The organism is Agromyces sp. NDB4Y10 (assembly GCF_001620055.1).
GTDB classification, from domain to species: Bacteria; Actinomycetota; Actinomycetes; order Actinomycetales; family Microbacteriaceae; genus Agromyces; species Agromyces indicus.
Genome location: NZ_LQGY01000005.1, coordinates 1 through 20,659, shown reverse-complemented (window position 1 = coordinate 20,659; position 20,659 = coordinate 1). Strand labels below are relative to the sequence as shown.

Sequence of the window (20,659 nt, the reverse complement as noted above, 5' to 3'; positions counted from 1 at the left end):
CCACCCGAGAGGACGCCGATGCCCAACCTGATCATGACCAAGATGAAGGGTCAGAAGCACGAGAAGGCCGTCGACCTGAAGATCATGTCGTTCCTCCGCAAGCTCACGGAGGACGACGGCATCCCCGGCCTGAACATCGAGCGGATGAACCACCCGGTCGACGAGCGGGCGCGAACCGGGCGGGTCGACATCCACCTGCGCGCAGTGCTCTACCAGCTGGACCCCATCGGCCAGGAGCGCACCTACGTCTACGCGGGCACCTGGGAGCACGACGAGGCGATCGAACGGGCACGCACCCGTAAGCTGCAGATCAACCCGGTCAACGGAATCCCGGAATTCATCGAGGCGACGACGCCGGCCGACGAGGCGGCGACCGGGCAGGCGTCCCCGTCTGCGACCGAAGCGGACGCCGCGCCGTCGCGCTCCTTCCTGACCGAGCGCTCGTACTTCCGCAGCGACCTCGTCGACGAGTTCGGCTTCGCACCCGACCTCGCCGAGCGAGCGTTCGCCGCGCCCGACGAAGACGCACTACTCACCTTCGCCGCGTCGCTCGAGAACGAGTGGCAGGCTTCGGTGCTGCTCGAGATGGCCGTCGGGTCGGCGATCTCGCAGATCAAGGACTCGCTCGGCATCGGCGAGGCGGTCGAGCCCGTCGCACCCGCCGAGATCGACGAACGGCACGAGGACGCACGCCTCGTCGACGCGCTCAAGCACCCAGCCGCGCAGATGCAGTTCACGTTCGTCGACTCCGACGAGGAGCTGCAGCGGGTCATCGAGGGCGGCGACTTCGGCGCTTGGCGCGTCTTCCTCCACCCCGACCAGCGCCGGTACGCGACCGCGAAGTACCACGGGCCGTTCCGGCTCACCGGAGGAGCGGGCACCGGCAAGACCGTCGTGCTCATCCACCGCGCGCGCAACCTCGCGTGGACGGACGCCGGGTCGCGCGTCGTGCTCACGACCTACACGCGGGCGCTCGCCGACAACCTCCGCCGGGACCTCGAACGCCTGGACGCCACCGCCGCGATCGCGGACCGGCCTGGCGACCCGGGCATCCTCATCCGGGGGGTGGACGCGCTCGTGGCATCCGTTCGGGAGCTCGCCGGCACCGGGTTCGGCGACGCGGCCGTGAACGTGATCGGCTCGTCCGTCGATTCGGCCGCTCGACCGGTGGCGAACGACAGCGGATGGGAAGCGGCACTCGACGACTCGGGGGCGAACCTCGACGGACCGCTCCGCTCGAAGTCGTTCCTCGCGGGTGAGTACCTCGAGGTGATTCTGCCCGGTCGCATCACGACGAAGGACGACTACTTCACCGCCCGACGGCCCGGGCGGGGCATCGCCCTCGACCGCGCGAAGCGCGCCGAGGTGTGGAAGGTCGTCGAGCACTTCCGCCGGAACGCCCGCATCAACTCGACCGTCACCTACGCCGAGCTCGCTGCGGTCGCGGCCGGGTGGCTCGGCGGCCTCGACGGCGGAAGGCCGCGCACACTCGCCGACCACATCCTCATCGACGAAGCGCAGGACCTCACCGCGGCGCACTGGCAGTTCTTGCGCGCCTTCACCGCCGAGGGCGACGACGACATGTTCATCGCCGATGACATCCACCAGCGCATCTATGGACGCCGCGTCGTGCTCTCGCGGCTCGGGATCGCGATCGTCGGACGGTCGCGTCGGCTCACCCTCAACTACCGCACGACCGAGCAGAACCTGCGGTACGCGCTCGGGCTGCTCGAAGGCGCGGAGTACATCGACGCCGAAGGCGCCGAAGAGGGCGTGGCGGGGTATCGCTCCAGCCGACTCGGTCCGGATCCGCGACGCATCGCGTCCACATCGGCGGGGGAGCAGTACACGGCGCTCGCCGACACCGTGCGGGGCTGGCTCGATGCCGGCGTCCGCGGCGAGACCATCGCCGTGCTGACCTCGTCCAACAACGCCTCGAAGGACGTGCACGACGCCCTCGAACACCACGGCATCGCCAGCACCATCCTGACCTCGGCGAAGCAGACCGGAACCGACCCGGTCGTGCTCACCATGCACACCTCGAAGGGCATGGAGTTCTCACGAGTGGTGCTCTTCGACATGTCCGACGGGTCGTTCCCGTCGACGTGGGCATTCAAGGGCGTCGCGCCTGAGGACCGCGCGGACGTGGAGCTGCGGGAACGGTCGCTGCTGTACGTGGCGTCGAGCCGGGCGCGCGATGAGCTCGTGGTGCTCTGGAAGGGACGACCTTCGTCACTGCTCAAGGTGTCTTGAGTCCAACTGGCAGGTCGAAACGAGATTAGGCGGGTGGTCGCGCGATGAAACCTCAATGGATCGAGAGCTTCCACGGGCACGTCCTCGCGTTCACCGGTCGGGTGTTCGTCGACGGCAACTGGGAGATCCGCGAGGATTGTGTCCGGATGGCCATGGCGCGCGGAGCGGCCGACTGGAAGACGGACATGTCCAGGAAGGTCAGCTTGCTCGTTCACGGAGATCTTGCCAACCAGAACGTGACCGACAAAACCCGGCAGTACAGCAAGAAGCTCAAACTCGCCGACACGCTCCGTCGCTCTGGGCACGAATTGGCGATCATCGATGGTCAGGGCTTCGCAGACCTGCTCGATGGATACCCTGCGCGAAACCGTGAACTTCGGGTGGCCGGCGTAGACGAAGTACTCGTCCTGCCTTCTCTCGGTGAAGGGATACTTGGCGGGCCCCTGGCCGAACGAGCTCCAACGGCTCACCAGCCATCGAGCCTCACTGTCGACCTCGAAGCGCTCGACCGCGCCACCGCTGCCCATGAAGCAACGCTCCTGGCGTTCGCACGAAGGCTGGCGAGCCGAGGGCTCGTTCCTCAACGCCACGGTCGCAATGCGCCCAAGTTCGATGTCGGCTGGGCGGACGGGCTCACCGTCTACGTCGCTGAGGTCAAGAGCCTGGGAAGTGCAGTCGAAGACCAGCAGATCCGACTCGGGATCGGGCAGGTTGTCGACTACGCCGAGCAGTTGCGCTCCCGACCTGCCATCCCTGGCCAGTCCGTCAGAGCGGTTCTCGTCCTCGAGCGACGTCCTCGGGAACCGGATCGCTGGATGGCCGCGGCGGAATCGGTGGGTATCGGCCTGACTTGGGGCCCCGATTTCGTCGGGTGGGGGTTAGCTCTCGACCTCCGCTCATGAACCAACCCTGATCGACCCCGAACGAACGGAAACACCGTGCCTCTCGTCCTCCGCCAACTCAAGCTGACCAGCAGCACCGACGAAACGAACTTCGAGGCGATCCTCGGAGGCGGGTCCGTGCTCTCGATCCCGTTCTTCCAGCGACCGTACAAATGGCAGACCGCGCGGTGCTACCAGCTCGAGCTCGACATCCTTCGCCTCGTCGAAGGCGAAGACGACGTGCACTTCGTCGGGGCGATCATCATGCATCAGCTGCCGAGCGGCCCTGCCGAACTCGCCGTCGACGAGATCATCGACGGCCAGCAGCGGCTCACGACGGTGTACCTCTACCTCTGCGCGGCGATCCACGCACTGGCGCTCGCCGGTGAAGCGGAGGAGGCCGCGCAGCTCTTCCGCCGGTACATCGTGACCAATGTGCCGACAGGGCGGCGCTCCAATCTGCGACTGCAGCCGAGCGGTGAAGACCAGGGCGACCTGAACGTCGTGATCCGCGAGCTCACGACGATGCGCCAGCTCGAGCCCGCGCTCGTCGGCACGCACATCAACCTGCTGCCGTCGGATGAGCGGAAGCACGGCCGCGTCGAGACCAACTACAAGCGTGCCAAGCGGTTCTACCGTCTCCAGTCCGCCGAAGGCGGTTCCGACCGCATCCGCGAGATCTACACGGCACTCCTGCAGCAGCTGAGCGTCGTCGTGATCGACGTCAACGACCCGACCAACGGGCCCAAGATCTTCGACAGCCTGAATTCCCGGCAGGAGCCGATGACGATCGGAGACCTTGTGCGGAACGATGTCTTCCTGCGCGTCGCGCTCGAAGACCCCGAACAGGCGATCGAGATCGACCGGGAGGCGTGGCAACCCTTCTATTCGGCCTTCAAGACCGACTCGAAGGACTACTTCGACGCCTACTTCTTCCCGTTCGGACTGATCCACGAGCCCAATCTCCGGAAGTCCGAGGTTTACCCGACCTTGAAGCGCGAATGGGGGCGGATGAGCCCGGTCGAGGTCATCGACTCTCTGGCCGTCTTCCAGCCCGACTTCCTCGATCTCGTCATCGGTGGCAACCGATCGGAGCACGCACCATCGACGGTGCTCCGCCTGGACCGGCTGCGCCGCGCCAACCTGCCGGCCTCCGCGCTCCCGTTCCTGATGCAGCTCTCGCACGCGATGCGCACGGGCGCGGTCGGCGTCGGTCCTGGCGACGGGATCCTCGATGTGATCGACGCGTTCCTCACCCGTCGAGCCATCTGCGGCTTCGAGCCGACCGGCCTGCACGCGGTGTTCAAGCGGCTGTGGCTCGACTGCGACAACTGGTACACCCCGCAACGCGTGGCCGCCGAGATCAAGAAGCACAAGACGGTCAGCTGGCCGACCGACGCCGAAGTCTCTGCGGCGGTGCTCCAACGTCACCTGGCCGGTGCGACGATCGTTCCTTACCTGTTCCAGGAGTTGGACGCCGTCGAGGGTGCCTTGCCTTCGCCGGTGATGTACGTCGAGCGCGTGCTCCCCGAGAAGCCGGATGACGCATGGACGCAGTTCACTGATGAAGAGGTCGCGAACACCCGGGACCTGCTCGCGAACCTTGTGCCACTGAGCGAATCGCCGTCGCAACGGGCGCTCCGGGAGCCGTACGACGAGAAGCGGCGACGCTTCGCTGAGGAGCCGGCGTTCGGTTCGACCAGGTCGGTGGCTGCAGAGTACGCGCGATGGGACATCGAGGCGGTTTCGTCGCGGGCACGACGGCTCCAGGAACTCGTTCTCGAGCGATGGCCGGACGGGATGGGTTGACCGGTGGATCGACCGGCTGGTCGTTACCAACCCACCCCTCCAGCCGTGAGCGCGCGATCCAGCCGTGATGCCCGTTCGCTACGAACGACTGGGTGTCACGTGGGAGGGTCGAGCGGAGGTGGAGCTGCTGAGGGATGACTGCTCCACGTGAAGTCGAGTTGGCCGTGCGACGAACTAGTCGTGCTGGACGCTGGCGTCGGAGATGCCAAACCAATCCGCAACAGTGACCACTCAGGCGCTCGGCTCATCACGACGCCGCGCGTTCGAGCGTCTCCATGAGTTGCTTCCACTCGTCGGTCTCGCGATCGATGTTGACGAAGGCGCGTCGTTGGGTCGCAAGGATGTCGGCCGAGGACGGGTAGTCCTCCTGAGGCAAACCCAGTTCGTCTCGACAGAGAGCCATCCAGCGATCCTTCGCCGCCTGGGGATCCGCGACCGTCTCATGTCGAGCGACCTTCAGAAGCAATACTTCGGGGTTGCTTTCTCCGGGGAGATAGTCGACGTGGCGTGCAGCCCAGTCCAGAGTACTTCTCATCTGCGCAAGGGACTTCGTTTTGAGATTCGGGTCGTTGCCTCCGTTCGTGAGGATGTCGCCCTTCGAAAGGTGAAGCTTCGTCAGTTCTAATTCGACATCCTCGTCCAGGAGGTCCTTCGATCGTCTGAGTTGCACGGTCGGCCGCTGGTCTCCGTCAAGCAGGATGACTGTGTCAGCCGCGATTTGGGCAAAGGTCGGTACATATCGTCGGCAGATCGATTGAGCGCCCCCGGGCGAGACGATCACATCAATCGAGCGCAGGAAGTCTGTGCCACGCACCCGAGCCGCGTACTCGACGAGCGCCCGCGCAAGTTCGTCCTCGACGAGGATCTTTCTCCCCGAGACGCCGTGCCCCAGACGCGAAAAGGCCTCGCCGACCGACGCTGCTTGAGAGATCATCTCGACCTTTCCCGTTGAAGGGCTGATGTCGAGGAGCTTGCGAGCCCGATTAGGAAGGAGGTCGATCATCGCTGAGGAGTGCGTCGCCATCACTACCTGGTGTTTCCGAACGAGACACTCGCGCGCCAGATAGCGCACCAACTGCGCCTGAGCGGCCGGGTGCAGAGATGTCTCGGGCTCGTCGAGAAGGATCAGGCTGTGCTTCGGTGAGCGTGAGATGGCTCGCACGAGCATGATTGCTGCAAACTCGCCGCTCCCCGCGTATGCCTCGGAGTAGTCGATGAATGCGGTCTTCAATCGTGCCGTGTATCCCTCAACTCCAAAATAGTCGTGCTTCACGAGCCTGATCGACGTGTATTTGCGGCCGAGGATGACCGAAACATCGTTGACTTCTGTCGGAGTCAACTCATCGGCCTCCTCAAGGATCCGTTCACTTCCATAGAAGATGTGGCTATCGGTCAGCTCATCGAGGGCCTGTGAAACGCGTCGTGCGTGGCGTCGAATGAGCGCCTTCTTGTCTTCGGGGTCGCTACTATGACGTCGCCAGTTGAAATGAAAAAGGATGTCATAGGCTGAGAGTTCTTGCCTGAAATCGAGGTAGACAACGTGCTTGTCAATCGATCGCCATCGCGTGCTGCTTCGTAGGAGCTGGTCCTCTTTCTGAAGCGGTGGCATCTTCTCCATGCCGTCTCGGCTGCGGGGACGACTCGTCTCGAAGTAGTCGATGGTTCGACCGACTTTGCCCGTGCGAACTTTGATTGCTTCGACATCCAGCCCGTCGCGTGGGGAGTACCCATGAATATAGCGCTGAGGGCTGCCACCCGCGATCGGGTCGAGGTCTGTGCTGAACCAATAGTTGCCGATGTTGTATGTCTCGGGGCACCCTTGCAGCGCTCTCAGGATGGAGCTCTTGTTCGTGCCGTTCGGCCCGACGAGGGCGGTGATCGGATAATCGAAGTCGATCCGAAACATAGGCGCGAGATTCTTGAACCGCGGGAACCGAATGTGGCGAATGAATGGCTCGAAGATTCGCTTCTCGACGAGCCCCTCCAGCTGCGCGAAAGGGTCCTTGGCTGGCGCGCTCACTGATGCATGCACCTCATCGACGTCGCGAGTGGCTGAGAGATGATCCATGGCGGCTGACTGGGTGGCACCTGTGAAGCCTATTGGGTATGGCAAAGACATCGGAGATGCATCAGCTGGCGGTGAATCGGTCACCAATCGACGAACAGTGGGATGATCTCCAAATGGTGCGACCGTGAAGGCGGCGCGCCCTCAAGCGGCGCCTCCGACCGCACCCGCTCCAGCCCCGTGTCCCCGAATCCATCGAAGACCGTGGAGAAGAACACCGAGAATCCCGCGATCGTCCCGATGATCGAGATGACGATCGCTGTGACGGCGTTGCCGCGCCGTCGCCCGGGCAACGCGACCGCCACGATGCCGAGTACGAACGCGGCGGGCAGGAGGATCCATCCCGCGAGGAACCAGCCGGGCCAGCAGGCGAAGATCGTACCGGCGATGGCAGCCACCAGGGCGATCCGACCGACTTGGTTGCCGCGGTGCTCGACGCCGACGAGGGGAGCACGCGGTGCTGCCACGGGCTGCGGCGGCGGGGTGATGTCGAGCCAGCGCCAGCCGTCCCAGTAGCGCAACTGTCCGGCGGCGTGCGGCGCGGCGTACCATCCGGCCGGGGGAGAGGGAGCGTGTCCGTCGCTCATCGTTGGGTTCTCAATCTCGAGATCGATAGCGGAGGGCGAGCGGGGCCGGCCGCACGTCGGTGGCCGGCCCCCATCGTGCTACAGCGTTGCGAACGCCTCGAACGTGACATCCGCGGGCAGGTTCTCGACGCTCCAGAGCGACGAATCGAACTGGGCGGTGCCGCCCGCCGGGAGGCGGTCGATGAAGGTGAAGTCACCGCCGACGATCTTGCCTGCGGCGTCGCGCGCGACCACGGTCACCTGGACGAGTTCCTGGTCCTCGCCGAACGACGACGTGACCTTGCCGGTGATGCTGGCGTAGCCGTACTCGTCCGCGCGGGCGATGTCGGTGATCGTGAAGGAGCCGGTCTCCGAAGCGGGCGACGCGGTTGCGGCCGCGCTGGTCGGGCCCCGCACGTCGAGCGAGGCGATGGTGCCCGAGCCGACCGAGAAGAAGTCGCCGGCGATGACCGTGCGGCCCTGCAGGACGGTCGTGTACTCGCTGCCCGAGTCCAAGATGACTCCGCTCGCGTCGAGCGCTTCGATGGTGATGCCGGCCATCGGGAAGACGTGATCGGGATTGGGGTTCTCGAGCACCACGACGTACCACCACGTGTCCGACTCGATGTCCTTGCCGAACGCGGTCTCCACGACGGCGAGCTCCTCGACGCCGGCCGCGGGCTCGGCCGCCGGTGCGGCATCCGCTTCGGTCTCGGCCTCGTCGGCGTCGTCGTCGGATGCCGCAGACGCTGCAGCCCCGGCCGCCGCTGCCTGACCGGCGAGGCTGGCCGCGTTCACGACGTTGAAGATCAGCGACAGCGCGACCACGACGGCCGTGACGATCCACGCCACCTTGCGGTGCTGCGCGTAGCCCTCGAGCGGGCGGCCCAGCTTGTCGCGCTGCGCGCCGGTGAGCACCAGGATCAGGTCGACCAGCACCCACACGCCCAGGCCACCGAGCGTGAGCAGCTTCGCGATGCCCGTCCCGATCTTGCCCAGGTAGAAGCGGTCCACGCCGAACACGCCGACGAGCAGCGCGAGCAGCCACGTCACGACGAACGACTTCGCCGCTGCGTCGGCGGCCGCGGGGCCAGCCGCCGAGTCGGCGTGGGTGCCGGTCGCGCCATCCGCTGCCGGTGCGGTGTGCTCGGTCCAGGCGCTGCCGTCCCAGTACCGCTGTCCGCCGTTGCCGTCGGGGTACCATCCCGCCGGTGCTGCGGCGTCGGGCGCCGGGCTCGCCGGGCTCTCGGTCGTGTTCGGGGTCTCGCTCATCTCGTGTCCGTTCCCTGTGTGTGGACGTGCGCCTGGTGCGGGCGCACCGCCGTCGAGTCGACAGCCGACCGACGCTATCGGCGCCGACCGACGTCGGATGGCCGTCTCACGGCTGGGGGACATGCATTCGTGCAGCGATTAGCCCTCTGACCGGCCGAAGTTCTGCTTCCGCCCCAGAACGGGGTACACGAGCGTCTGAGACCCGAATCGAGCGGATGTCAGTGGCCCTCCCTACCGTCGGAATCTTCGGCTACGGCTGGAGTCAGCAAGGAGCACCGACATGGGCTCGGACTCACCTCTCAGCGCTTGGATGCATGCCGCCCTGCGCGGCGGTGGCACCCCGGTCGACCACATCGACCGCACCCAGTTCTTCGATGACCTCCAGGCGCTCGAGCTGCGTCTCGCGATCATCGACGACCGCTTCGAACGGCTCGCCGCCCGCCCGGATGACGCGTACCAGGCTTGGCGGCGCGACACGGTCACGCGCGTCCGCTCGCTCGCCGACCGCGCCGGCGCTCTCGATGCCGCGGGCGCACTCGAGCCGCATCGACGTCGACACGTCGCAGCGCTCCTCACCATGCTGCGGCGCCGCATCGTGGGACTCGACGAGCGTCACGCCCGGTACGGCGACCGGCGGGCGCGGCGGCGGGACGGGCCGGTGGCGCGTCGTTCAGCCGTCGTCGGCGTGGCGACCGCGGCATCGGCTCATTAGGTGACCTAATCGTCACCTACCGCCACGCCCCCAACTTCTCCGGATTCATCACGATCCACACGTCCGCGACCCGTCCCGCGACGACCCGCAGGTTCACCACCCCGATCACCGCACCGTCGCGGCGGACGGCGAAGCCGGCGCCATCCGTCGTCTCGAGGGGTTCGACCTGGTCGTCGGGGTTCTTGGCGAGCAGGCCGAGCAGGAAGCGGGCGACATGGTCCGCCCCGAGCACGGGCTTGCGGGCGGCGGTGACGAGTCCGCCGCCGTCGGAGCGCAGCACGACGTCGGGGTCGAGCACCGAGACGAGGGCCGCGAGGTCGCCGGATGCCGCGGCGGCACCGAACGCGGCGACCACCCGGTCGTGCTCGGCACGGGCCACGGTCCGTGTGCGCGACTCGGCGACCCGACGGCGAGCGGAGGTCGCGAGCTGGCGCACCGCGGCGGGGGAGCGGCCGACGATCTCCGCGATCTCGGGGAACGGCACCGCGAACACGTCGTGCAGCACGAACGCGACGCGCTCGGCGGGCGTCATCGACTCGAGCACGACGAGCAGGGCGCTCGACACGGCCTCGTCGAGGGTCACGCGGTCGAGCGGGTCGGCCGTGGCATCCGTCGTCGTGTCGGTGTGGGGCCGAGCGGATGCCGCGGGGCCGGCCGAACCCGCGCGCGACGCGAAGAACCCCGCCGGCAGCGGCTCGGGCAGCCACGGCCCCACGTACCGCTCGCGCCGGGCTCGCGCCGTGCCGAGCAGGTCGAGGCACACGCGGCCCGCGACGCGGGTCAGCCAGCCCTGCGGGTTCGCGATCGCGGCGCGCTCGGCGTCCGACATCCGGTACCAGCGCACGTAGGTCTCCTGCACGGCGTCCTCGGCCTCGCCGGTGGTGCCGAGCATGCGGTACGCGAGCGCCAGCAGGCGGCGGCGCTCGGCGGCCACGTCGGCGAGGTCCGGGGCGTCGCCGGGCCCGGGCGCGTCCCGCATCGTGTCATCGGTCATCGTCAATGCTCCCTTCACCAAGCATGACGGCGCAGCCGCCCGAATCGTGAGCCACCTCACACTTCGCCCGCCCGTGTCGTCAGTACGGGTATGAACAGAATCCACACGGCCGCGCTCGCGCTGACCGCGGCCATCGCGTGCTTCGTCGGCGGGTGGGCGTCGTTCGCGCCCGCCTCGTTCTACGACTCGTTCCCGGGCGTGCTCGGGCAGTGGGTCGCCACCGACGGACCGTACAACGAGCACCTCGTGCGCGATGTCGGCGCGTTCTACCTCGCCCTCGGTGCGGCATCCGTCGCCGGGTTCGCCTGGCGCAGCCCCGCCGTCACGCGCCTGCTCGGCCTCGCCTGGACGGTCTTCGGCGCGCTCCACCTCTGGTACCACGCCACCCACCTCGACCACCTCGAAACGGATGCCGCGATCGGCACCGCCGTCTCGCTGACGCTCAGCCTCGGGCTCGGCCTCCTCCTGCTGATCCCGGCGCGCGGGCGCGGGGCCGGGACCGCCGCGACTGCCGGGGTCGCCCGCCGCGCGGCATCCGCTCGCCCCGATGCCCACCGCGCGCCCGAGGAGGTGGCCCGATGAGGATCGCCGTCGCCGGCGGAACCGGCACCGTCGGCCGCCACGTCGTCGCCGCCGCCGAGTCGCGCGGACACGACGTGCTCACCCTCACCCGCCACGACGGGCACGACCTCGAGACCGGCACCGGACTCGCCGCCGCGCTCGCCGGAATCGACGCCGTGATCGACGTGGCGAGCGTCGTCACGCTGTCCGGACGCCGGGCGCGCGAGTTCTTCACGAACGTCACCGGCAACCTGCTGCGCGCCGAACGCGCCGCGGGCGTCGCACACCACGTCGCTCTGTCGATCGTCGGCATCGACGGCGTCGACGACGCGCACTACGCCGGCAAGCTCGCGCAGGAGGCGCTCCTCGCCGACAGCCCGGTGCCGGTCACCATCCAGCGGGCGACGCAGTTCCACGAGTTCGCGGCGCAGGTCGCGGCGACCGCGACGTACGGGCCGGTGACGATCGTGCCGAAGGCGCTGATCCGGCCGGTCGCGGCGCGCGAGGTCGGCGCGCGGCTCGTCGAACTCGCCGAGGGTGCGCCGGTGGACGGCCGGGCCCGCGACCTCGTCGGGCCGCGCGACGAGCGGCTCGCCGACCTGGTGCGGCGCCTCCACGCCGTCGAGGGCGTGCGGCGCGGGGTGCTCGAGGTGCGCTTCCCGGGGCCGTTCGGGCGGTCGCTCGCCTCCGGCGCGGTACGGGGCGGGGCGGATGCCGCTCGCGGGCGCATCACGTTCGACGAGTGGCTGCGGTCGGGTGACCGGGAGGCGGTGGCGCGGGCGGGCGCGCGCGGGTGAACGGATGCCGCGGCATCCGCTCACCCGGATCGCGACGCGCGGGGCCGTGCGCCACGCTTCAGCCCCGCGCGCCCGCCTTCCCCTTCGCACCCGAGCGTGCGGGTGCCTTCTCGCCGGGCGGCGTCGCCATGAGCCGCTCGACCGCCTTCGACATGGGCGTGCCGCGGAGCGCCTCGAGCTGCGTCTCGATCGCGCGGAGGTCCTTGCGGAGCCCCGGGTCCTCGAGTCGCGAGCGCAGCCGCCGCACCACGGCGAGGCCGGCGTCGACCTCGTCGTCGGTGAGCTTCGTCGCGTCATCTCTCGACAGCGCCGAGGCGCGCTTCACGAGCTCCGCCGTGTCCGACAGCAGCTCGCGATCGCCGAGCATCGCCAGCACCGCGGGCCCCTCGACGCGTTCGAACAGCGCGATCCAGTCCCGCCCGGCATCCGTCGTCGACAGCAGCTTGTCGCGCACCTGCTGCAACGCCTTCACCTCGGCCTGCGCGCGGAAGAACTGCGCGCCGATCAGCTCGATCGCGCAGATGCTCTGCTGCAGCAGCGCGACCATGCCCGACTTCGCGTCGCGGATCACCGGGCGCGGGTCGGCCGGGTGGAACGACTCCTCCGCGGTGCCCATCCACGGCCCGGTCTCGAACGTGAACCCGTAGGTCTTGCCGAGCGACGAGCTCGCGATGTGGCGGCTGTAGACGTAATCGCTCCACGTGCCCGTCGTCGGGTACAGGCCGATGCTCGCCTCGCTGGTGTACGTGCGACCGCGCACCGCCGTGATCGCGTCGCGGATGCGGCCGCCGACCGTCTGGAACCGCTGCAGGTCGCGCGGCGACAGGTACTCCTGGTACCCGGCCACCTGGATGGGCTGGCACTTCGGCGTCGGCAGCTTCGTGAAGTTCTTCTTCGGGTCGGTCGTCTGCGTCGGCGCATGCCCCCACGGCCAGAGGATCAGCTCGGAGTACGAGTGCACGTCGGCGAACGTCACGATCCGGTGCGTGTCGAGCAGGTGCTTGACGTTCCGGGTCTCGGGCTCGCTGAACGCGCTCGGACCCGCGTAGACGTCGGAGCACGGCGAGCACGACGTCTGCCCCTGCGTCACCCCCCACAGGAAGTCCGCGTTGCGGTTCAGGTCGACGCCGAGGCACGACGTCCCCGAGTTCGTCGCCCGGTTCTTGCGCCACATCCCGTCGACCGTCATCACGTGCACGCGCCCGTCGGGATTCGCGCAGGGCACCAACCAGATGTCGAGCGCCTCGAGGATGAGCTTCACGTCCGACGCCGGCCACGTCTTGCCGCCGTACACGAGGTCGCGGTTCGTCGCGTAGCTGACGAAGAGGTCCACGGCCAGCTCGATGATCGCGTCGGGATTCATCAGCTCCCGCGCATGCGTGCCGCCGACGAGCAGCACCCCGCGACGCTCCGGCCCGCCGCCCGCACGCAACCGCAGCGCGTGCACCGGCCGACCCTGAACGGATGCCTCGGGCAGCCTGATCCGCGTGAAGTACCCGGGGAACCACATCGCAAGCGACTGCATCTGCGAGTCGAGCTGCGCCACCGTCCGGTACATCAGCGCTCCTCCTCTCGCGGGATGCCGGCGATGCGGTCCTCGAGCCACCGCTCCGCCTCCTCGTCCGACGCGACCAGCGCCGGATCGACCGGTGCGATCGGCACCGTGCGCACGACCCGCACCTCGTACCCGCGCCGGACGAGCTCGGCGAGGTCGTCGGCGTTCACCACGACCCGTACCCCGCCCTGCGGGTCGGGCACACGGTCGAGGTCGAGGTCGGCCACGCGCGCCAGCGCGGCCTCCCGTTCGCCCGGATGCACGGTCGCCTCGAACCGCTCGCCCTCGGGCGGCACGCCCGACGGTCGGCCGACCGCGTCGGCGTCCTTCGATTGCCTGGCCATGAGTTCCCCCTCAAGACACGGCTCGCCCGGCCCGCCTCGCGGGCACGCCGAACGGGCTCCCCCCAGAACCCCTCGCGGCGGAAGCTACTCCGGTGCCATCGGCGCCGCAAGAGGCGCGTGGAACGCCGCCGGCGCGGCATCCGTCACGGGTTCGATGATGTCGACGTCGAGGCTCGGGTACGACGGTCGGCGGTTCCGCCCCGGCTGGGGCAGTGAGCGCATCCTCCCTGGGCGGCGTGCTCCTGGCAGGCTGCGGCGAAGGACATCGAACGGGCGCAAGCCCGTGCGGTGCGCGTCGGGGCGACCTACCCTGAGCGCATCGACGAACCGGAGGACCGCATGAGCGACGACACCGACCGCGACCAGGGGCGCCGCGGCGACGACGACCTGCCCGACGACCGGCACTACGCCGACAGCGCGCGCGAGCAGGCGCGGCTCAAGGCCGAGCACGACCGGGAACTCGGCGTCGACCCGTTCTTCGAGGGCGCGAACATCACCGAGAGCGACGGCCCCGACCTCGAGGCCGGCCCCGACCTCGACACCGGCGGCGGGCACCGCACGCCCCGCGACTGACGCGCGGGGCACGGCCCGGGCGGCCCGGCGCGGGTTCCGGGCGTACCCCAGTTCGGGGGAGTACGAGCGAAAACGCTCTCCCGCGGCATCCGCCTGCCTCTACGGTGGGTGCGACCCGAACGAGGAGAACCCTGTTGAAGCACACCCTCGCGGCCATTACGGCCGCGTCGGCGGTCGTCGCCGCCCTGATCCTCCCGACCACTCCCGCGGCCGCGGTCGAGGTTTCGACCCTCGAGGTCGGTGCGCCGGTCGCCCCGGCGGCGCTCCTCGCCGAGCTGACCGTGGCGGCCGATGCGACCGTGCCCTACGACCGAGACCGCTTCGCCGAGGGGATCGACGCGGACGGCGACGGCTGCAACACGCGCCGCGAGGTCCTCATCGCGGAGTCACGCGTACCGGTCACCATCTCGTCGGGCTGCACCATCACAGCCGGTGAATGGTTCTCCTGGTATGAGGGGGTCACGCAGACCGACCCCGCCATGCTCGAGATGGACCACCTCGTCGCGCTCAAGGAAGCCTGGATCTCGGGCGCCCACGCCTGGACGGATCAGCAGCGCTCCGACTACGCCAACGACCTCGACATCGACGCGACGCTGACCATGGTCACCGGCGCCCAGAACAGCGCCAAGTCCGCGTACGACCCGGCGAACTGGTTGCCGTCGTACACGCCGTCGCGCTGTGCGTATGCCGCGGACTGGATCACGGTGAAGTACCGCTGGAACCTGACGGTCGACACCGCCGAGCGATCGGCGCTGGCATCGCTCGTCGAGGCGAACTGCGCCGGGGTGGAGATCGTCGTCCCGCCGGTGCGCGACGACACCGCCTCGACGCCCGCGGCAGGCGGCGGTGCCAATGCACTCCCCGCGGGAACGCACCGCCTCTCGGGCATCGACCGGTATGCCACCGCCGCCCAGGTCTCCTCGCGATTCAACCCGGGCGTGGCATCCGTCTACGTCGCCACCGGCGCCAACTACCCCGACGCCCTCTCGGCGGCGGCTGCGGCGGGCGCTGCAGGCGTCCCGTTGCTCCTGGTGCAGCCGACCGCCATCCCCACCGTCGTCTGGAACGAGCTGCTTCGGCTCCAGCCGCAGCGCATCATCATCGCCGGTGGCACCGGGGTCGTGTCGAGTGCCGTGCAGGCCAAGCTCACCTCGATCGCCCCGGTCGAGCGGCTCGCGGGCGCCGATCGTTACGCCACCAGCCGACTCATCGCCGAGCACGCCGACCTCACCGGGGCTACCGCCTTCATCGCCGACGGCCGCAACTTCCCGGACGCGCTGTCGGCAGCGGCCGTCGCGGGGTCGAGCTCTGGCGGCGTGGTACTCGTCCCGGGCGGGGCGAGCAGCGCGGATACCGCGACCCGGAACACGCTCACCGGAATCGGTGCCTCGAACGTCCGCATCGCGGGCGGCACCGGCGCGGTCAGCTCCGGCATCGAGACATCCCTTCGCTCGACGTTCGGCGTGCAGCGCTTCGGCGGCGCCGACCGGTACGCCACGAGCACGCTGATCAACGGCTCGGGTTTCTCGAGTGCCTCGACCGTGTTCCTCGCCAACGGCACGAACTTCCCCGACGCGCTCGCGGGCGGCGCGCTCGCCGGGGCCCTCGGGTCCCCGATGTTCATCGTGCAGCAGAACTGCGTGCCGAAGGTCGTTCGCGACAAGATCCTCTCGTATGGCCCGACGACCGTGGTCCTGCTCGGCGGAACCGGCTCGCTCTCGACGGCCGTCGCGAACCTCACGGAATGCGCGGCGCCGGCACCCGCACCGACGCCCACGCCCACGCCGACACCGTCGGTGCCGGCCAACCCGGGCAACACCAAGAACTGCAGCGACTTCGCGACCTGGTCGCAGGCCCAGAACTGGTTCGACTACTACTACCCGTACTACGGCGACGTCGCACAGCTCGACGCCGACAACGACCGCATCGCCTGCGAGTCGCTGCCCGGCGCGCCCTAGCGCGGTCCGACCCGCGGCGCCGCACGCGCGTGCCCGTACCCGTGGCACGCCGGACGCGAATGGTCGGAATGCGCACGGCATTGCGACCATTCGCGTCCGACGCGGTCGGGGCACCGCCCCACGCTGGCGCGCGGGCCCCGACGAACACATGAGAATCCGCCGGATGCGCGCCCCAGGGCGCCCATCCGACGGATGCTCATGCAGCAGTGCGCGGGGCGCCGAGCGCCGCCGCGCCGGCCTCACTCCTCGACGCCGGGCTCCCCGCCGTCGAGCCCGCCGTCGGTGGACTCGCTCATCGGGTCGGCGTTGTCGGGCGCGCCGGGCGTCTCGGGCGACTCGGGGTCGCCGGGCTGCTCGTCGCGGTACTCCTCGTCGGGGACGTTCGTGTCGCTCATCGCTCGCTCCTTCGTGTCCGGGCGTCGGTGCCTCCACCCTTCCGCGTGCAGGGGCGCGCCGTCACCGGGTTGACAGGCGCGCGGGGCCGTCCACGTCCGATTCCCGCGACATCCGCTCGCCGCCGTGCGCCCGCCGCGGGTGAGAATCGACGCATGACCCGCCTCCACGCGACGCTGCCGACCGCGCTCGGCGACCTGCTCGTGGTCGCCGACGACGGCGGACTCGCGGGCGTCTACTTCCCCGATCACTGGCATCCGCCGGCACCGGGCACCCTCGGCGCCGAGGTCGACCCCGCGCGCGACCCGCTCATCGCGCGGTTCGCGGGCGAGCTCGACGAGTACCTCGACGGACGCCGCACGGCCTTCGACCTGCCGCTCGCGCCGGTCGGCGACGACTTCCAGCAGGCGGTGTGGCGGATGCTGCGCGACATCCCGTACGGGCAGACCGTGACCTACGGCGAACTGGCCGCGCGGCTCGGCGACCGCAACCTCGCGCGCCGCGTGGGCAACGCGGTGGGGCGGAACCCGATCAGCATCGTCGTGCCCTGCCACCGCGTCGTCGGCGCCGACGGATCGCTCACCGGCTACGCCGGAGGATTCGAGCGCAAGCACCGCCTGCTCGAGCTCGAGGGCGCCGCGGTCGTGCAGCGTCGGCTGTTCTGACCCGGCGCACGAAGCGGCGGACCGGTCGCGATTGCGTCCGGCCCGCCGCGGTTCGGGAGACCCGCTCAGTCCTCGGAGATCTCGGCGACCGTCTCGCCGGTCGCGCCCGCCGAGAGCGACCGGGCGATGTCGGCCTGGCTGATGATGCCGACGAGGTCGTGCCCGTCGATCACCGGCAGGCGCCGCACCTGGTGCTGCTGCATCATCTCGAGCGCCTCGCGGATGTCGTCGTCGGCGCCCACCGTCACGGGCTTGCCCTCGGCGAGGCTGCCCGCGGTGACGCTCGACGGGTCGCCGCCGTCGGCGATGCACTTCACGACGATGTCGCGGTCGGTGAGCATGCCCTTGAGGCGGTCGTCGTTGCCGCAGATCGGCAGCGCCCCGACGTCGAGGTCGCGCATCTTGCGTGCGGCGTCGACGAGGGTCTCGTCCTCCTTCACGCAGGTCGGGTCGGGCGTCATCAGGTCACGTGCGACGGTCATGGGTACGTCCTCTCTCGTGCTCGTGTCGCCACGGTAGGCACGGGCAGCGGATGCCGCACGGGGGTTGACGCGCCCGCCCCGCCTGCGGCATTCGCTGGTCGTACCCGCCGCGGCATCCGCTGCTCGCCTCGGACGCGGCATCCGCTGCTCGCCACTCGCCTCGGACGCGATTCGTCGCTCGGCGCGGCCGATTCCGACGATTCACGTCCGCGGAGCGCCCCCAGCGCCCCGAACCACGCCAGCCGCGAGCGCTACGCGACCGGCCGCGCCTCCGGGAACGTCCACGACCCGTCGACGACCTCGGCGCGCGGGCGGTACAGCCGCACGACGTAGTTCCAGCCGTCCATGATCCCCAGCCGGTTCGGTCGCCCGTCGTCCGGCCCGCCGAAGTGCACCGTGACCGTGCCATCCGCGTTGCGATCGGCCGTGACGCTGTTGACGCTGACGAGCCCGCCGGCGTCCTCGAGATAGCCGTCGGCGTTGTAGACCGTGACCGACCAGAACGCGTCGACGGGCACGTCGCCGACCGTGAGCGCGTACTCGCCCACCGGAAGCCGCGGCTCGACGTTGACGTAGAACGCCTCCGACGTCGGCAGGCCGCCCCAGCCCGCCGCCGTGCCGATCAGGTGGTGCACCGGGTCGACCTCGTCGCGCCGCCCGAACGCGCCCGCGAACCCGCCGAGACCGCGGGCGAGGGTCAGCAGGGCCTGCCGCGTCTCGGTGAGCGTGGCCTCGTCCCACTCGGGCATGACATAGGGCTCAGCGGATGCCGCGTCGAGGGCGAATCCGTCCTGCAGGGCGTTCACGGCCGCGACATCCGCTTCGTCTTCGGGGTCGACCAGGATGCGTGCCGCGAGCAGCACGTACCGCGACCCGAGCTCGTCGGCGGAGAGCCGATGCTCGCCCGGGTCGTGCAGCACGAGCGGGATGTAGTGGTCCTCGGTCACGACCATGACCGACAGGTACCGGTCGCCGGAGTCGGGGATCGTGAGCGTCGCACCCTGCGACGCGTCGACGAGGACCGTGCTGTAGAGCGTGTCGCGGTTCTGCCGGATCACCGGCTGGTTGTCGAGCGGCGTGGGCGTGCGGTTGTGCAACCACTGCCCGGTGCCGCCCGCCTGGCCGGCGATGGCCGCGAACATGCGGCTCGTCTCGGCGCGCGCGAAGTTGTCGACGTTGACGTGCTCGGCCATCCGGGTTCCCCTCGATCCGTCGGCGTTCCTGCGATCACCATAGCCACGGGCGGGCCCGCTTCGCGAGGGGACGCGACACGCCGCGCGGTCCGCGCGGGCGGCGGCGTGTTGCGTCCCCTCGGCGGGCGCGAATGGTCGGTATGGGGCGCGCGAAGTGACGATTCGCGTCCGACGCGAGGGTGCGGGGCAGGGCGAGGGCGAGGGCGAGCGAGGGGCGGGGACGCGGCGTCGGCAGCCCGCGCGCCGGCCCGCGGCATCCGCAAGCCCCATGGTGCGCGCCACGCGCCCGCATAGAGTGACGCGTATGGACGAGCAGGCCGCCCTCGAGGTGACCGCCGCGCGCGCCGTCGAGACCGGCGAGCGCGACCGGGTGCTGTGGTCCGACGCCGACCGCGAGTGGGCGAGCCGCGCCGCCGCCGCGATCGTCGGGGAGCGCGCCAGCGCCGACGCGTTCCTCGCCCGCCGCGCGCAGCTCGTGCTCGAGCGCATCGGCACGCGCCAGCCGGGTGTGACGCGCACGGTGCGCGGCATCCGTTGGCGCCCGTGGGTGGGCGTCGTCACGGTGCTCGGCGCGTTCGTGCTGGGCGTGGTCGTCGACCGCATCGGCGGCGGGTCGAGCATCAACCTGCTCGCGCCGCCGGTGTTCGCGCTCGTCGCGTGGAACCTCGTCGTGTACGTGTGGCTGCTGCTCCGGCCGGTGGTGCTCCGCGGTGGTGCGGTCGGTCCGGTGCGGGCGGTGCTGATCCGCGCGGCGGCCGTGCGCGGTGCGGTCGACGGATGGCGCGGCGACGGCGCCGTCGCCCGCCGGTCGGTGCTCACCGGCCTGCCCGGCGAGTGGGCGCGCATCGCCGCGCCGCTGTACTCGGCCCGCGCCGCGCGCGTGCTGCACCTCGCGGCCGCGGCGACGGCGCTCGGCGTGATCGCGGGCCTCTACACGCGCGGGCTCGCGTTCGAGTACCGCGCCTCGTGGGAGAGCACGTTCCTCGGCGCCGAGCACGTGCACGCGCTGCTCGCCGTCACGCTCGCGCCCGGTTCGCTGCTCACGGGCATCCCGGTGCCGGATGTCGCCGGGATCGAGGCGATCCGCGCGCCCGCGAGCGAGAACGCCGCACCGTGGATGCACCTCATGGCCGCCACCGTCGTCGCCGTCGTCGTCCTGCCGCGGCTCGTGCTCGCGCTCGCCGCGTGGCTCGTCGAGCGCCGTCGGGCGCGCCGCGTGGCGCTGCCGCTCGGCGACCCGTACTTCCGGCGGCTCGTGTCGGCGTGGGTGGGCGAGCCGACGCCGGTGCGCGTCATCCCGTACAGCTACACGCTCGCCGCCGACGCGCGCGCCGGGCTCGAGGCAGTGCTCGCGCGCGCGTTCGGCAACGCGCCGGCCGCCATCGAGCGGTCGGTCGCGGGGGGCGACGAATTCGGCGACGCGGCCGACGGCGGGGCGACGGCGACGGATGCCGCGGGCCCGGCCGGCCTGCGCCTGCCCCTGTTCTCACTGACCGCGACCCCGGAGGAGGACGCGCACGGGCGGTTCCTCGACGAGCTGACGGGGGTCGCGGCATCCGCTCGCCCCGCGGCGCCCGGCCGTCCTG

At 70.0% G+C, this 20,659-nt stretch carries 19 protein-coding genes; 10 read left to right on the top strand and 9 right to left on the bottom strand.

From position 1 onward, the window contains the following. Positions 1-18 precede the first annotated feature (18 nt). From AVP42_RS01735 to AVP42_RS01725, 3 genes are all read left to right on the top strand, one after another. The gene (locus AVP42_RS01735; RefSeq protein WP_067945525.1) at positions 19-2,253 is read left to right on the top strand and encodes a 3'-5' exonuclease; all 2,235 of its coding nucleotides are present in this window, start codon (positions 19-21) and stop codon (positions 2,251-2,253) included. A gap of 44 nt (positions 2,254-2,297) precedes the next feature. Beyond that, positions 2,298-3,155, top strand: coding sequence for a hypothetical protein (locus AVP42_RS01730; protein WP_067945523.1), 858 nt, complete (start codon positions 2,298-2,300; stop codon positions 3,153-3,155). Positions 3,156-3,272: 117 nt separating this feature from the next. Next, the gene (locus AVP42_RS01725; protein WP_197466922.1) at positions 3,273-4,943 is read left to right on the top strand and encodes a DUF262 domain-containing protein; all 1,671 of its coding nucleotides are present in this window, start codon (positions 3,273-3,275) and stop codon (positions 4,941-4,943) included. Between the two features lie 247 nt (positions 4,944-5,190). Here the strand turns inward: AVP42_RS01725 and AVP42_RS01720 are convergent, their stop codons facing one another. From AVP42_RS01720 to AVP42_RS16155, 3 genes are all read right to left on the bottom strand, one after another. Continuing rightward, positions 5,191-7,011 (bottom strand): ATP-dependent endonuclease, encoded by a 1,821-nt coding sequence (locus AVP42_RS01720; RefSeq protein WP_067945519.1) that lies wholly within the window; start codon positions 7,009-7,011, stop codon positions 5,191-5,193. A gap of 80 nt (positions 7,012-7,091) precedes the next feature. Then, positions 7,092-7,595, bottom strand: coding sequence for a DUF2510 domain-containing protein (locus tag AVP42_RS01715; RefSeq protein WP_082846909.1), 504 nt, complete (start codon positions 7,593-7,595; stop codon positions 7,092-7,094). 78 nt (positions 7,596-7,673) lie between these two features. Then, positions 7,674-8,846, bottom strand: a complete 1,173-nt coding sequence (locus AVP42_RS16155) for an NINE protein (protein ID WP_231878500.1) — start codon at positions 8,844-8,846, stop codon at positions 7,674-7,676. A 280-nt stretch (positions 8,847-9,126) separates the two neighbouring features. On the opposite strand from AVP42_RS16155, the gene AVP42_RS01705 reads away from it, so the two are divergent. Further along, positions 9,127-9,558, top strand: a complete 432-nt coding sequence (locus AVP42_RS01705) for a hypothetical protein (RefSeq protein ID WP_157356675.1) — start codon at positions 9,127-9,129, stop codon at positions 9,556-9,558. Between the two features lie 16 nt (positions 9,559-9,574). On the opposite strand, the gene sigJ is transcribed toward AVP42_RS01705, so the two are convergent. Continuing rightward, complete coding sequence (gene sigJ / locus AVP42_RS01700) at positions 9,575-10,552, bottom strand: RNA polymerase sigma factor SigJ (RefSeq protein ID WP_231878499.1); 978 nt, start codon at positions 10,550-10,552, stop codon at positions 9,575-9,577. 90 nt (positions 10,553-10,642) lie between these two features. Here sigJ and AVP42_RS01695 point away from each other — a divergent pair, with 90 nt between their 5' ends. Then, the gene (locus tag AVP42_RS01695) at positions 10,643-11,134 is read left to right on the top strand and encodes a hypothetical protein (protein ID WP_197466921.1); all 492 of its coding nucleotides are present in this window, start codon (positions 10,643-10,645) and stop codon (positions 11,132-11,134) included. After that, positions 11,131-11,910 (top strand): SDR family oxidoreductase, encoded by a 780-nt coding sequence (locus tag AVP42_RS01690; protein ID WP_067945513.1) that lies wholly within the window; start codon positions 11,131-11,133, stop codon positions 11,908-11,910. Before AVP42_RS01695 ends, AVP42_RS01690 begins: the two co-directional genes overlap by 4 nt. A gap of 58 nt (positions 11,911-11,968) precedes the next feature. Here AVP42_RS01690 and AVP42_RS01685 read toward each other — a convergent pair whose 3' ends face one another. Together AVP42_RS01685 and AVP42_RS01680 are read right to left on the bottom strand one after the other, a co-directional pair. After that, positions 11,969-13,468 (bottom strand): M14 family zinc carboxypeptidase, encoded by a 1,500-nt coding sequence (locus tag AVP42_RS01685; protein ID WP_067945511.1) that lies wholly within the window; start codon positions 13,466-13,468, stop codon positions 11,969-11,971. Further along, positions 13,468-13,809: a hypothetical protein gene (locus AVP42_RS01680; RefSeq protein ID WP_067945509.1), complete on the bottom strand. Its 342-nt coding sequence runs from the start codon at positions 13,807-13,809 to the stop codon at positions 13,468-13,470. Before AVP42_RS01680 ends, AVP42_RS01685 begins: the two co-directional genes overlap by 1 nt. Before the next feature lie 339 nt (positions 13,810-14,148). Between AVP42_RS01680 and AVP42_RS01675 the strand changes: the two genes are divergently transcribed. Together AVP42_RS01675 and AVP42_RS16535 are read left to right on the top strand one after the other, a co-directional pair. Next, positions 14,149-14,382, top strand: a complete 234-nt coding sequence (locus tag AVP42_RS01675) for a hypothetical protein (protein ID WP_157356674.1) — start codon at positions 14,149-14,151, stop codon at positions 14,380-14,382. A 134-nt stretch (positions 14,383-14,516) separates the two neighbouring features. Next, positions 14,517-16,340, top strand: a complete 1,824-nt coding sequence (locus tag AVP42_RS16535; protein WP_067945505.1) for a cell wall-binding repeat-containing protein — start codon at positions 14,517-14,519, stop codon at positions 16,338-16,340. A 239-nt stretch (positions 16,341-16,579) separates the two neighbouring features. On the opposite strand, the gene AVP42_RS16340 is transcribed toward AVP42_RS16535, so the two are convergent. Beyond that, positions 16,580-16,735 (bottom strand): hypothetical protein, encoded by a 156-nt coding sequence (locus tag AVP42_RS16340; protein WP_157356673.1) that lies wholly within the window; start codon positions 16,733-16,735, stop codon positions 16,580-16,582. Positions 16,736-16,888: 153 nt separating this feature from the next. Between AVP42_RS16340 and AVP42_RS01665 the strand changes: the two genes are divergently transcribed. Continuing rightward, positions 16,889-17,398: a methylated-DNA--[protein]-cysteine S-methyltransferase gene (locus AVP42_RS01665; RefSeq protein ID WP_067945503.1), complete on the top strand. Its 510-nt coding sequence runs from the start codon at positions 16,889-16,891 to the stop codon at positions 17,396-17,398. A 65-nt stretch (positions 17,399-17,463) separates the two neighbouring features. On the opposite strand, the gene AVP42_RS01660 is transcribed toward AVP42_RS01665, so the two are convergent. Together AVP42_RS01660 and AVP42_RS01655 are read right to left on the bottom strand one after the other, a co-directional pair. Next, positions 17,464-17,880, bottom strand: a complete 417-nt coding sequence (locus AVP42_RS01660; protein ID WP_067945501.1) for a CBS domain-containing protein — start codon at positions 17,878-17,880, stop codon at positions 17,464-17,466. 251 nt (positions 17,881-18,131) lie between these two features. Next, positions 18,132-19,073, bottom strand: a complete 942-nt coding sequence (locus tag AVP42_RS01655; protein ID WP_067945499.1) for a DUF1214 domain-containing protein — start codon at positions 19,071-19,073, stop codon at positions 18,132-18,134. A gap of 304 nt (positions 19,074-19,377) precedes the next feature. Here AVP42_RS01655 and AVP42_RS01650 point away from each other — a divergent pair. Beyond that, the coding region (locus AVP42_RS01650) for a DUF2868 domain-containing protein (RefSeq protein WP_067945496.1) at positions 19,378-20,659 on the top strand (1,282 nt) is incomplete at its 3' end.

What these genes read in the sequence shown, in the direction of transcription:
- AVP42_RS01735 (WP_067945525.1), top strand. Translation starts at nt 19, where the DNA reads ATGCCCAACCTGATCATGACCAAGATGAAGGGTCAGAAGCACGAGAAG.
- AVP42_RS01730 (WP_067945523.1), top strand. Translation starts at nt 2,298, where the DNA reads ATGAAACCTCAATGGATCGAGAGCTTCCACGGGCACGTCCTCGCGTTC.
- AVP42_RS01720 (WP_067945519.1), bottom strand. Translation starts at nt 7,011, where the DNA reads ATGGATCATCTCTCAGCCACTCGCGACGTCGATGAGGTGCATGCATCA.
- AVP42_RS01715 (WP_082846909.1), bottom strand. Translation starts at nt 7,595, where the DNA reads ATGAGCGACGGACACGCTCCCTCTCCCCCGGCCGGATGGTACGCCGCG.
- AVP42_RS16155 (WP_231878500.1), bottom strand. Translation starts at nt 8,846, where the DNA reads ATGAGCGAGACCCCGAACACGACCGAGAGCCCGGCGAGCCCGGCGCCC.
- AVP42_RS01705 (WP_157356675.1), top strand. Translation starts at nt 9,127, where the DNA reads ATGGGCTCGGACTCACCTCTCAGCGCTTGGATGCATGCCGCCCTGCGC.
- sigJ (WP_231878499.1), bottom strand. Translation starts at nt 10,552, where the DNA reads ATGACCGATGACACGATGCGGGACGCGCCCGGGCCCGGCGACGCCCCG.
- AVP42_RS01695 (WP_197466921.1), top strand. Translation starts at nt 10,643, where the DNA reads ATGAACAGAATCCACACGGCCGCGCTCGCGCTGACCGCGGCCATCGCG.
- AVP42_RS01690 (WP_067945513.1), top strand. Translation starts at nt 11,131, where the DNA reads ATGAGGATCGCCGTCGCCGGCGGAACCGGCACCGTCGGCCGCCACGTC.
- AVP42_RS01685 (WP_067945511.1), bottom strand. Translation starts at nt 13,468, where the DNA reads ATGTACCGGACGGTGGCGCAGCTCGACTCGCAGATGCAGTCGCTTGCG.
- AVP42_RS01680 (WP_067945509.1), bottom strand. Translation starts at nt 13,809, where the DNA reads ATGGCCAGGCAATCGAAGGACGCCGACGCGGTCGGCCGACCGTCGGGC.
- AVP42_RS01675 (WP_157356674.1), top strand. Translation starts at nt 14,149, where the DNA reads ATGAGCGACGACACCGACCGCGACCAGGGGCGCCGCGGCGACGACGAC.
- AVP42_RS16340 (WP_157356673.1), bottom strand. Translation starts at nt 16,735, where the DNA reads ATGAGCGACACGAACGTCCCCGACGAGGAGTACCGCGACGAGCAGCCC.
- AVP42_RS01665 (WP_067945503.1), top strand. Translation starts at nt 16,889, where the DNA reads ATGACCCGCCTCCACGCGACGCTGCCGACCGCGCTCGGCGACCTGCTC.
- AVP42_RS01660 (WP_067945501.1), bottom strand. Translation starts at nt 17,880, where the DNA reads ATGACCGTCGCACGTGACCTGATGACGCCCGACCCGACCTGCGTGAAG.
- AVP42_RS01655 (WP_067945499.1), bottom strand. Translation starts at nt 19,073, where the DNA reads ATGGCCGAGCACGTCAACGTCGACAACTTCGCGCGCGCCGAGACGAGC.